Source organism: Streptomyces luteoverticillatus, assembly GCF_003970715.1.
Lineage (GTDB): Bacteria > Actinomycetota > Actinomycetes > Streptomycetales > Streptomycetaceae > Streptomyces > Streptomyces abikoensis.
The window spans coordinates 2,107,861-2,119,336 of record NZ_CP034587.1; the positions used below are offsets into that span (position 1 = coordinate 2,107,861).

9 protein-coding genes are annotated in these 11,476 nt (G+C 67.4%); 4 read left to right on the forward strand and 5 right to left on the reverse strand.

The features are described from left to right. Window positions 1-2: 2 nt before the first annotated feature. The 3 genes from EKH77_RS08935 to EKH77_RS08945 form a co-directional block, all read right to left on the reverse strand. Window positions 3-566 carry a Uma2 family endonuclease gene (locus tag EKH77_RS08935; RefSeq protein WP_126913876.1) on the reverse strand — a complete coding sequence of 188 codons (564 nt, stop codon included), beginning with the start codon at window positions 564-566 and terminating at the stop codon, window positions 3-5. A gap of 110 nt (window positions 567-676) precedes the next feature. After that, on the reverse strand, window positions 677-1,714 hold the full coding sequence (locus EKH77_RS08940; RefSeq protein WP_126913877.1) for a small ribosomal subunit Rsm22 family protein: 1,038 nt from the start codon (window positions 1,712-1,714) through the stop codon (window positions 677-679). 10 nt (window positions 1,715-1,724) lie between these two features. Beyond that, complete coding sequence (locus EKH77_RS08945) at window positions 1,725-3,026, reverse strand: multidrug effflux MFS transporter (protein WP_126913878.1); 1,302 nt, start codon at window positions 3,024-3,026, stop codon at window positions 1,725-1,727. Window positions 3,027-3,162: 136 nt separating this feature from the next. Between EKH77_RS08945 and EKH77_RS08950 the strand changes: the two genes are divergently transcribed. Continuing rightward, a complete protein-coding gene (locus tag EKH77_RS08950) occupies window positions 3,163-4,035 on the forward strand; it encodes a PhzF family phenazine biosynthesis protein (RefSeq protein ID WP_126913879.1) in 873 nt (290 codons plus the stop codon). 170 nt (window positions 4,036-4,205) lie between these two features. Further along, entirely contained in the window at window positions 4,206-4,781 is a 576-nt protein-coding gene (locus EKH77_RS08955) for a hypothetical protein (RefSeq protein ID WP_126913880.1), read from the forward strand. A 130-nt stretch (window positions 4,782-4,911) separates the two neighbouring features. Here EKH77_RS08955 and EKH77_RS08960 read toward each other — a convergent pair whose 3' ends face one another. Continuing rightward, entirely contained in the window at window positions 4,912-5,313 is a 402-nt protein-coding gene (locus tag EKH77_RS08960; RefSeq protein ID WP_126913881.1) for an SCO4402 family protein, read from the reverse strand. Further along, window positions 5,289-8,891, reverse strand: a complete 3,603-nt coding sequence (locus EKH77_RS08965) for a colicin E3/pyocin S6 family cytotoxin (RefSeq protein WP_430981027.1) — start codon at window positions 8,889-8,891, stop codon at window positions 5,289-5,291. The genes EKH77_RS08960 and EKH77_RS08965 overlap by 25 nt, the downstream gene beginning before the upstream one ends. A gap of 367 nt (window positions 8,892-9,258) precedes the next feature. On the opposite strand from EKH77_RS08965, the gene EKH77_RS08970 reads away from it, so the two are divergent. Continuing rightward, complete coding sequence (locus EKH77_RS08970) at window positions 9,259-9,753, forward strand: hypothetical protein (RefSeq protein ID WP_126913883.1); 495 nt, start codon at window positions 9,259-9,261, stop codon at window positions 9,751-9,753. Window positions 9,754-9,929: 176 nt separating this feature from the next. After that, window positions 9,930-11,444: a S1 family peptidase gene (locus EKH77_RS08975; RefSeq protein WP_164737767.1), complete on the forward strand. Its 1,515-nt coding sequence runs from the start codon at window positions 9,930-9,932 to the stop codon at window positions 11,442-11,444. Window positions 11,445-11,476 lie beyond the last annotated feature (32 nt).

An 11,476-nucleotide genomic window follows, 5' to 3' on the forward strand; every position in this document is an offset into this window, starting at 1 on the left:
CCTTACGGGGCGTACGTACGGAACTCGGAGGTGTCGACCGTCCACTCGCCGACGGCGATCTTGTCGCCGAAGACGTAGTCGTGGCGCGTGCGGTAGCAGGGCCGTCCATCGGGACCGGAGCCGGGGTCGGACATCACGGCCCCGGTCCCCTTGCGGGGGTCGACCAGGAGGTACAGAGGGATGCCCATGGCCGGGTACTCCTCCATCTTCTCCGTGTAGTCGTTGCTGTGATTGGTCGGTGAGACGACCTCGGCGGCCAGGGAGAGGTCACGCGGGTTGAACGGCTCGTTCTCCTCGCCGAACACCTCGTCCGACACGACGATCAGGTCCGGGCGCCGGAGCTTGCCCATCGACGGATCCTCGATGTCACCACCCGGGAAGGGCACAAGCCCATCGGGCAACTGCCGGTCCAGCTGGCGGCTGAGGCGCATCACGTTGAAGTCGTGGAACCTGGACGGCGGCATCATCATGTAGATCCCATCGCCGGTGATCTCGAAGCCTTTGATGGGATCAGGAGCGTGCCTCATCAGCTCCTCGGCGATGGCGCGCATCCGGGCGTAGTCCATGACATGGCTCCTGCTGATGGCGGGCTGCTGCGTACGCCTTCATCGTCCCACGCGCCTACGACAACGGCCGGGCCCCGCCGCTGCGCGCGGGGCCCGGCCGTCGGCCCGTCCTAATCCTCTTCAGCGGGCGGCGGCCACTCCCCGCCCCACTCCGCGTCGCGCGCCGCGCGGTAGAGCGACCCGTGCCGCTTGGTGACGGTCTCCCGTCCCAGCCCGTCCCCGGGCGTGCACAGCTCCAGCAGCACCTGGCCCTTGCGGATCTGCGGCTTCCGCACGATCCGCGAGGGCGCCGGGGGAATCTCCATGTCCCGTACCGCCGCCACGTACGAGAACTTCTCGTCCTCGTAGGGCAGCGATCCCCCCTTCACCTGCCGGTGCAGCGACGACCGGCTCACGCGGGCCGAGAAGTGGCACCAGTCCGTTCCCCGCTCGATGGGGCAGGCCTCGCTGTGCGGGCAAGGAGCGGCCACCCGGAAACCAGCCGCGATCAGCCGGTCCCGCGCCTCGATGATCCGCAGATACCCCTCGGGCGTGCCCGGCTCGACGATCACGACGGCCCGCGCCGCGCGCGCGGCGGCGTCGGTGACCGCGTGCCGGTCGGCCTCGGTGAGCTCGCCCAGCACGTACGAGACCGTGACCAGGTCCGTGCCCTCGGGCAGGTCGAGGCCGGCGTCGATGGCCCGGCGCTGCCAGCGCGCACCGCTCAGCGCCGGCTCGGACCGCACCGTTCCGGCCAGCTCGGCGCCGAGGGCGAGCGCGGGCTCGGCCCAGTCCAGGACGGTGGTCGTCCGTGCGTCGCCCGGCCAGGCGGCGGCGACCGCCCAGGTCGCGGCGCCCGTGCCGCCGCCGACGTCGACGTGGGTGGCGGGGTGGAAGTCCGGCAGCCGGTCGCGGAAGGCCTCCAGCGCGGACCGCACGGCCTCGAAGGTCGCGGGCATGCGGTACGCGGCATAGGCGGCCACGTCGGAGCGGTCGCGCAGGACGGGGGTGTGGGTGGGGGTGCGCCCCCGGTAGTTGGCGATCAGCCGCTCGACGGCCTGGGCGGCCTGCTTGGGCGGCAGGCCGTCGAGGAGTCCGGCGAGGGCGGTGCGCAGGGTCTCGCCGGTGACCGGCGCCTCGCCGGTCGGCGCGTGTGCGGGGGCGTGCATTTGGCGAAGTCTATGCGGTGAGCTCATCCGATCGCCGTTGCCAGGGCCTGCACAGCCCCACGAAGCAGACCACCGCGGCGAGCGCGCAGCCGAGCTGCACGAGCGCCATCGGCACCGCCGTGTGCTCGCCCGCGATGCCGACGAGCGGCGAGGCGATCGCGCCCAGCAGGAACGTGGACGTGCCCAGCAGCGCGGACGCCGACCCGGCGGCGTCCCGGGAGCGCATCAGGGCCTGGGCGTTGGTGTTGGGCATGGCCAGGCCCATGGCCGACATCAGGACGAAGAGCCCGGCGGAGACCGGGACGAGCCCCACCTCGCCCAGCACGCCGGAGGTCATCAGCAGCAGGGCCCCGGCCGCGAGCGTGATCACGGCGAGGCCGACGGCCAGCGTCTTGTCGAGGCTGACACGTCCCACGAGCACCTTGCCGTTGATCTGGCCGACCAGGACGAGCCCGATGGAGTTGAGGCCGAAGAGCAGGCTGAAGGTCTGCGGGGAGGCGCCGTAGATGTCCTGGACGACGAAGGGCGAGGCGGAGATGTAGGCGAAGAGCGCGGCGAAGGCGAAGCCGCCCGCCAGCATGTAACCGGTGAAGACCCGGTCGGCGAGGAGCCCGCGCATCGTGCGCAGCGCCTGGCCGAGGCCGCCGTCCTGGCGGCGGGCGGGCGGCAGGGTCTCGTCCAGCCGCCGCCAGACGACGAGCGTGAGGAGGACGCCGATAGCGGTGAGGACGACGAAAACACCCCGCCAGTCGGTCAGCCGCAGAATCTGCCCGCCGATGAGCGGGGCGACGACGGGGGCGACGCCGGAGATCAGCATGAGGGTGGAGAAGAAGCGGGCCATGGCCACGCCGTCGTACAGGTCGCGGACGACGGCCCGGGCGATGACGATCCCGGCCGCCCCGGCGAGCCCCTGCGCCAGCCGGCAGCCGATCAGCAGCTCCGTCGTGGGCGCGACGGCGCAGGCGGCGGTGGCGAGGACGTAGACGACCATGCCCACGAGCAGCGGCCGCCTGCGCCCCCAGCGGTCGCTCATCGGCCCGACGATCAGCTGGCCGAGCGCCATGCCCATGAGGCAGGCGGTGAGGGTGAGCTGGATGGTGGCGGCCGGGGAACCCAGGGCGGAGGTGACTTCGGGCAGCGCCGGGAGGTACATGTCCATGGAGAGGGGCGGCAGGGCGGTGAGCCCGCCGAGCACGAGCGTCATGACCAGCCCGGCACGGCGCATCCGCGCCTCCGGCTCGTCGCCGCGTATGTGACCGGCCGTGCCCTCTGTGCTCTCGTCAACGGCCTGGGAACGGCCGGAGTCCGTCATTGTCTCTCCATGGAAGTCCGAATACTTGTAGTTTCAAATTACTTCCATGATGTCACGGCCACAACCGCCAATCGCCCCTTACGGGGGTGATGTGCGATACGGAATAGGGAGCCGGCGGCAAAAAGTTGACCTGCCCATGAAGACACAGACGAACTCCCCCGCTACCGGTGACGTCCTCCGTTACACGGCCTTCTCCTCGGACCCTTCCGGCGGCAACCCCGCCGGTGTCGTCCTGGACGCCTCGGCCCTGGACGACTCGGCACGGCTGGCGATCGCGGCGGAGCTGGGCTACAGCGAGACGGCGTTCCTGACGGCACCGCCGGAGGGGCTGGGCGAGCCGGGCCGGGCGTTCACACTGCGCTTCTTCAGCCCGCTGGCGGAGGTGTCGTTCTGCGGCCACGCGACGGTGGCGACGGCGGTCGCGCTGGCGGAACGGCGAGGTCCGGGCGAGTTCCTCTTCGCGACGCCGGTGGGGACGGTGCCGGTGGAGGTGGACGCGCAACTCCGGGCCACCCTGACGAGCGTGGACCCGCACATGGAAGACGTACCGGCGGAGACCCTGACCGAAGCCCTGGCAGCCCTGGACTGGCGGGCGACGGACCTGGACCCGACCTTCCCAATCCGCATCGCGTACGCGGGAGCGCGTCACCTCATCCTGGCGGCGGCCACCAGGCAGCGACTTTCACACCTGGACTACGACTTCGACCGCCTGGCGACGCTGATGCGCGCCCATGACCTGACGACGGTCCAGCTGGTGTGGCGGGAGAGCGGGACGGTCTTCCACGTACGGGACCCGTTCCCGGTGGGCGGTGTCGTGGAGGACCCGGCGACGGGCGCGGCGGCGGCCGCGCTGGGCGCGTACCTGCGGGAGCACGGCCTGGTGGGCGCGGCGGCCCGGCTCACCCTCCACCAGGGCGCGGACATGGGACGGCCGGGACTGCTGGGGGTGGAGCTGCGGGAGGGCGACCGGAGGGTGCGGGTGAGCGGTACAGCGACGCGAATCGCCTGAGTACCGGCTTCACGGTTCCGGGGGCGCCATCGGCCGACGCGCGCCCCCAACCGAGCCCGCCCCACGCCTGAATGGCCGATTCCGGGTGTACGGTCCGGATGCGCGGGGGCGGTGGACGAAGCGCCCGGAACGAGACGGCAGACGGCACCGGATCCGAGGGGGACGGCGAAGTGAACCCGGACGGAGACCCACCTCGACCACCGGCGCACACCCCCTTCTGGCCTCGCGTCTGGACGTACTGGGTGACGGGCGGCCTCGCCGTGGTCCTGGCGGCGGTGATCCCGGTCCTGCTCCAGAAGGGCCCCTTCGCCCCGAACAAGCCAACCCCCACGGCCTCCCCCACCACCCCGGCACCGCCGCGCCCGGAACTCAACACCACGCCCCCACGCACCACCCCACCCACAGCCCCCACCCAGCCCCCCGTCACCGCCAGGATCACGAGCATCGTCCCCCTGGGCGCGGTCACCCCGACGGTGACGAAGGTCCAGGTGACGATGACCTGGACAGGCCTCAAGGGCCGCTCGGGCTACATCAAGTGGCACACGTACAACGACACCACCAAGCTCTCCATGAGCGAGGACAGCACCATCAGCACCCCGGCCCTCAACTGGGACAGCACGGACTGGAAGCCCACCTTCATAGTCCCGACCCCGCCGGTCCACTGGCAGCTCCAGGTGACGGCTTTCAGCCCGGAGGGAGCGCAATTGGCGACGAGCCACTCGAACTTCACGTTCGGCGCGGCGTAGGGCACGGCAAAGGCAGTTGGGCAAACTCGATCTCACCGAAGGGCGGTGGCGATTCTCACGTCAACACAAAATACTGCCTCAGTGAATTGAACAGGCCCCGCCGAATGAATTCGACAGGGCCCACATCCAATCAGGCCGTCAGGACCCGAAGAGCATTCTTAGCAGCATCCAGGACATCCCCCCACAAGGGGGAGCCCAAGAAAGCACTGTCAGGACTCTCACTTCCCACAGCGGCAAGAACCTCGTTGATGCTAACAGCGAGATCTGCCATCGCCCTCGCTTCCTCATCGGACGCCAGCGTGAAGCCGACAGCCGAGTTCGGATCGTCCAGAACTGCAGCATCATCCAGAACGTTCACGTTGAGAGTGAAGTCATCATAGTACCCAGGGCTTGGATACTGTCGATCAATCCAGACACGTTGCTGGTATTCACGATCCGAAAGAGCTCGGACCGCAGAGATGACTTCCGCCCTCATATCCGGAAGTTGAACCGACTTATGCTCGGCGTTCACGGCTGATTCCACGACCTCCACTTGCGCCATTCTTCAAGCGGGATGTGGGCATTCCAAGCATCTTCCTTGATCGATCCATTGATGGGCTTTCCATCCCTTCCGATGACCTTACCGCCATAGTTGATGACAACATGGTCGACCTGCTGATACTCTTGAGAGTTACTGGCTTCACCCTTGTCGATGCGGACCCCGTTACCCTTCCCATCATTCCAGCGGACGCCCACACCCTTCCTGTTCCGCGCTTCGAATTTCTTCAGAGAGTCCGGGACCTTTTCACGGGCGTCCGGCGCCAGCCACTCATCGGAGCTTCCCCCGGAGCTTGACTTCGCCTCAGCCTCGCGCCATGCAGTGCGCAGACCATTATCGATACGACCGATTCCGTCGCTTACCCCTTCAGCACCTCGGTAAATCGCCGTGCCCCCGACGGCCATCACCGGTACTCCGAGGGCCACGCAGCCAACCCCGACGGTTACCGCGCCGGCAACGACGCAAGTAGCGCCCCCTTCAAGGGTAATAGCCGAGCCTCCACCTATGAGGAAGATGCTCAGCGCGGTTTCGCCCGCCCCAGCCCATACATCAGGGTTCGTGAAAATCGCTTCAGCGTAGTTACCCACCTTTTTGGCGGAGCCAACGACGGCGTCGGTACCCTTCCTCAGCCAGCCTGGCATCCAGTCATCGTTCTTGCCACGCTGGACTTCCTCATCCGGACCGTAATCCTTCTCCCAGGCTTCCACAGCCGCACGCCATGCCGCGTCCTCTTGCTGCTGCTTGTAGGCAGCAACATCGAAGGCCTCGTTCGCAGCCTTGTACGCTGCATCCGCGTCCTTCCCCGCCGTTTCGGCGGAAGAACGCGCCCGGCCGGCAGAAGTCCAGGCATCATCCGCAGAGGCCCGAGCCCAGTTGGCCGAGCTTTGGGCACGTGCGGCGGAGTCAATGGCCTCGGACGCCGCCTGGATCGCATCAGCCTCCGCCTGGCGAGCGGTCCTCGCCGATTCCCTGGCCTGAGCAGCTGAGGCTTCGGCCTCATTGGCCGACTTACTGGCATCGGCAGCGTACTTCTTCGCCAGGTCCGCCGAATCGGCGGCCTTCTTCGCCCAGTCCTTGGCCTCGTCTGCCGCCTTCTTGGCGATAGCGGCCACACGGTATGCCAGAGCCGCGTTCTTCTGCGCCTCGGCTGCGACAGCGTCAGCCCCTGAAATCAAGTGCTGCACATCTGCGATGTGCGTGGCGGCGAGCTGGTCCTTCCGCTTGGCCATGAACTGGCCCACGGCAATGAACTGATGCAGCCGCTGCGGAGGACCCTCGAGAGCAATCTGAGCCGCAGCCCTCAGCTCAGGGCCGCCACTGCCAACCAGCTGAGTCGCTTGAACCCGCTCATCAGCCGTGCGAGCGTTGTACTGCCCGTCCGTAAGGAACTCCGCCAACTTCTGCGGCGTGTTCTCCTTCAGCGCCGCAGTCCCGGCATCCTTCACCCCACGGCTACCGGAGCTCGCGATCTGGGTGACACGGACTCGATAGTCATTGGCCGCAGCTTCGTGCGCACCAGTCTCCAGAAAGGCATGGACCTGCTGCGCGTCACCCGCCAGGGCCTTGATGGCAGCGGTACGGACCGAAGACGACTGAGGCTCGTCAGCCAGACGCTCGACCCGAGCCCGTTCATCCCGCTCCGCGGCCTTCTTCCAGCCACTGCGCACGTAATCGACGACGGCCTGATCGGGACCTGCGAGAGCCATCTCAGCAGCGGCGCCACTCCAAGGAGCACCGGCCTTCATCGCGAGCACAGCGAGTTTCCGGCCGCTTTCCACGACCTGCTTGACGTCGGCATCGGGCTTGGCGGCCTCGGCGGCAAGGCGAGAAGCCTCCGCCGCTCGATCCTTGGCCTCTTTCTCAGACGCTGCCAGCTTGGCCCTGCTGGCATCGTCTGCTGCTCGGAGATCCTTGGCCTTTTCGATACCCGCTGCAGTGCGCGTCCTGAGCTCCTCTTCCTCACTCTTACGAGTCAGGGCAAAGACCTTCTTGGCCGTGGCAACAGCCTTCGAGGCAGCGTCAGCCGCTCCCTTGGCAGCGTCCGCGTGGTCCTTCGATTCCTTGGCCGCCTTCGCTGCCTCACCCGCGTGCGCAGCCGCGTCATCCGCGAACTTCGCTGCCTTCTCAGCGTGGTCGGCTGCATCATTGGCCGCGTCGCGTGCCTCATATGCCGCAGCAGCTGATTCGTTCGCGAGCGCTTCGGCAGCATCCGCAGCGCGGGATGCCTCGCGCGCATGACGGCGTGCTGAAGCAGCGGCAGCAGCAGCTTCGTCCGAGTGCATACCTGCCGCATCGGCAAGATCGCTGGCTTGGCCGGCCGCGCTGGCCGCAGCGTCGGCGTTCGCACCCGCTGACGCAGCAGCGTGCGCAGCACCCATCGCCGCATTCGCTGCGTCACCAGCCATTTCAGCGGCCTGGGCAGCCAGCCGGGCTCCCTTGGCCGCATTTCGCGCTTCCTCCGCAGCCCTACGGGCAGAAGCCGCCTCGCCCGCGTCCGCAGCAGCAGCCGCAGCAGCGCCGCGCGCACGCGAGGCCGCCTCGGCTGCGCCAGCGGCGGCTGCCGCTGCCTGCGATGCCGCTGCGGCAGCAATACGCGCGGACTGATTCGCCGCCCGCGCGGCGCTGATAGCCTCCTGAGCGGCTGAAGCCGCGTCACGCGCCGAACGAGCCGCTCGGTCGGCGGCGTTCGCGGCTCGCTTGGAGTCCTTACGGGCTTCTTCGGTCTCCTTCGCCGCCTTCAAAGCGGCTTCCTTGGCCAGCTTGGACGCCTCGACCGCACGCGCCGATGCCTCCTGAGCGGCTTCTGTCTGCCGCTTGGCCTGCGCACCTGCGGCCTTTGCCTGAGCGGCCAACTCCGCTACAGACGCACGCTCCCGGTCCCGTGCAGCAGCTACATACTGGCCTACCTCGAGGAATTCACGCACATCCTCAGGCGTGCCGTCCATCGCCACCTTGGCAGCCGCCTGGGTAGCGGGACCTCCCCCTCCCAGGACCTGCGTCAATGCGACTCGGTCATCCGCCTCGCGAGCGGTGTACTGGCCGTCATTGAGGAACTGCCGAACCTTCTCGGGACCGCCGTCGAGCGCTGCCTTGCCCGCGATCTGCACGCCACGGCCACCCGCACCGATAATCTGCGTGACACGAACCTGCAAGTCCTGCTCAAGCGGCTTCTGCCAGCCGTCCTTGAAGAAGGTGCGCAGGTCCTGCTGGCTGCCGCTCAGCGCCTTCAGCGCTGCCTCGCGGACTCCGCGACCGCTGACACCCACCAACTGCGTCAGGGCAACCTGCTGGTCGTGCAGCTCGACGATGTCCTTCTCACTGCCGAGGAACCGGCGCACATCCTCATCGGTGCCCATGAGCGCGACTTCCGCCGCCGCCTTTACACCAGGACCGCCAGATTTCCACAGCTCAACTATTCGCCCACGATCCGTCGTCGCAATACGACTCGTGGTGTCTTCTCCATCCGCAAATGCGGGCGCTGCTCCGATCAGGCCCGCGACGAGCGTAAGGGGAAGAAGTCCAAGGCTGACGGCTCGCGCGCCAGTCGACCACTTCCGGTTACTCCTCGTCAAGTAGAGGTTTTCTCTCACTACTTGAATCTCTCCGACTCTTGCAGTCTGCCGTACTTCGGCAAGGTGAGCATAGCCAGCCTGACGACCGCTCAGGACACGATCGGCCAGAGGAACCGGCCGTCACAGGAGGCTTGTTGAGCGCAAAACAACTGACGCCCCGCACACATATTGTCACGTACGCGTCAATCCATTACCTACGGTAGGCCGCTGAAACTCAAGGGAAGCAGTCCCGACGGAGCGTCAAGTGCAGGCAAAGTTTGCGGGGATGATAGGTTCCCCACCTGGTTTTATCTCACCCTTAGGCGCGGGCCCTTCCGTCGCCCTACATGCTCGAAAGGCAACCCTGGTGATATCTCGCACGCGCAAAATGGCGCTGGCCGGCTTTATCGGCACCGCTTCGGTTATCGCCGGCGGCTACACCTTCGCCGTCGCCGCCCCCGCGCCCGCGCCGACGGACGAGGCCGCCCCGCCCACCGCAGTCGAGACCTTCTCCTACCCGAATGCGGACAAGATCCTCAAGGAGAAGGGCATCGTGCTCCGCAAGGGCGACGGCCACATTCTCCTCGCGGACTGCAAGACGTCCACGGACATTGTGGTGGGAACCCGCCAGAATGCTGAGGGACGTTACTGCTTCAAGGTCACCGGCAATGGCAAGTCCGGATATCTCGCCCTTGAGATCCCCGAGACCTTCAACATCAAGACGGCGGACTACGCCGTACGCGCCAAGGTGACCGCAGAGGGCACGACGGACACCGTCGATGTCCCGAAGAACGGCTTCAAGGGCGTCGGCGAGGGCAAGCCGGCCACGGAAGGCGGCCCGGGCGCTCCGACCGTCCTCGTCGAGCTGCGCGTCACCGGCTGATCGACCGCCCGGTCCTGAAGCACCGGGTGACGGTGCTCCACACGCCTCGCCGATCTCTGAACTCTTAAGGAAGAAGCACAATGTCCGTCAGCCGCAGGCGCGCGACAGGGGCCATTGGCCTTCTCGCATCCACCGTAACGGCCGGTCTGCTGACCGCCGCTCCCGCCCACGCTGTTGTGGGAGCGACGGCCAAGGACGGCTCGTACACGTTCACCGCCAAGCTCGACATCGGTGGCGAGCGCAGCTGCTCCGGCGCCCTGGTCGAGTCGCAGTGGCTGGTCACTGCGGCGAGCTGCTTTGCCGACAACCCCGAGCAAGGCTTCAAGGTCGCCGCTGGTGCGCCGAAGCTGAAGACGACCGCCACCATCGGGCGCGCGGACCTGACCCGTGACGCCGGCACGGTCTCCAACGTCGTCGAGCTCGTCCCTCATGCCGACCGTGACCTGGTCATGGCCAAGCTCGAGAAGCCGGTCACCAGCATCGCCCCGGTCAACCTCGGCTTCAACGCCCTCGTGGAGGGCGAGGACGTCTTCGTCAGTGGCTACGGCCGTACCAAGGACGAGTGGGTGCCGGACCGCCTGCACTACGGGCAGTTCACCGTGGGCACCGCCAAGGCCAGCTCGGTCAACCTCACCGGAAAGTCCGACAACGCCGTCATCTGCGAAGGCGACACCGGCGCCCCGGCCTTCCGTGAGGTCGGCGGCCGATACGAACTCGTCGGCGTCAACAGCCGTTCTTGGATGGGTGGCTGTCTCGGTCACGAGGCCGAGACCCGCAAGGGCGCCCTCGACACCCGTACCGACGACATCGCCGGCTGGATCCAGTCCGTTTCCTCGCGTGACCTGCTCAAGCGCTCGAACTGGAAGTACGCGAAGCACATCGCCTCCGGCTACTTCACCGGTGACCCGGCCAGCAACAGCAAGCGTCGCATGGACCTCTTCGTGGCCTGGGAGGACGGCGAGGCATCCCTCTTCAAGGGTGCCGACCACGACGACCCGAAGTACCCCTTCTCCGCCGAGTACAAGCTCGAGAGCAAGGGTAGCTACTGGAAGAACGCCGAAGCCGTCACCGCTGGCCGGTACTCCGACAGCGGCACCGACGGCCTGACCGTCCGCTGGAACAACGGCAAGCTCTCGACGTACACCCACGTCGACGAGAAGGGCTTCCACGAGGAGAAGACCCTCGCCGAGCCCGGCTCCTGGTGGTCCCACGCCCGCCTGATCACCTCCGGCCGCTTCTCCGCCAACGCCCTCCGCGACGACCTCATCGTGCTGTGGGAGGACGGCTCCACGTCGATGTACACCGACACCGGTGCCAACGGCGTGAAGAAGGAAACCCAGCTCACGCTGAAGAACGACGGCTTCAAGAACGCCGTCCAGATCAACGCAGGCGAGTTCACCGGCGGCAAGACCGCCGACCTCATGATCCGCTGGAACGACGGCCAGACCCAGGTCTTCCCCACCGGCGACACCAAGGGCGACCACGGCCGCATCCAGATCACCCCCGTCGGCTACCACTGGACGCACGCCGCCCAGATCACCGTCGGCAACTTCACCAAGCCCGGCGGCCCCCTCAACGACATCCTCGTCCGCTGGGACACCACCGACCTCAGCTACTACCCGAACGTGACCCCCAACGCCATCCCGTCCAAGGACCGGGGCCCCGTTGGCGAGGTCCAGCTCGTCGGCTGAGCCACACAAGCAACTTGTTCACCGGACCGGGA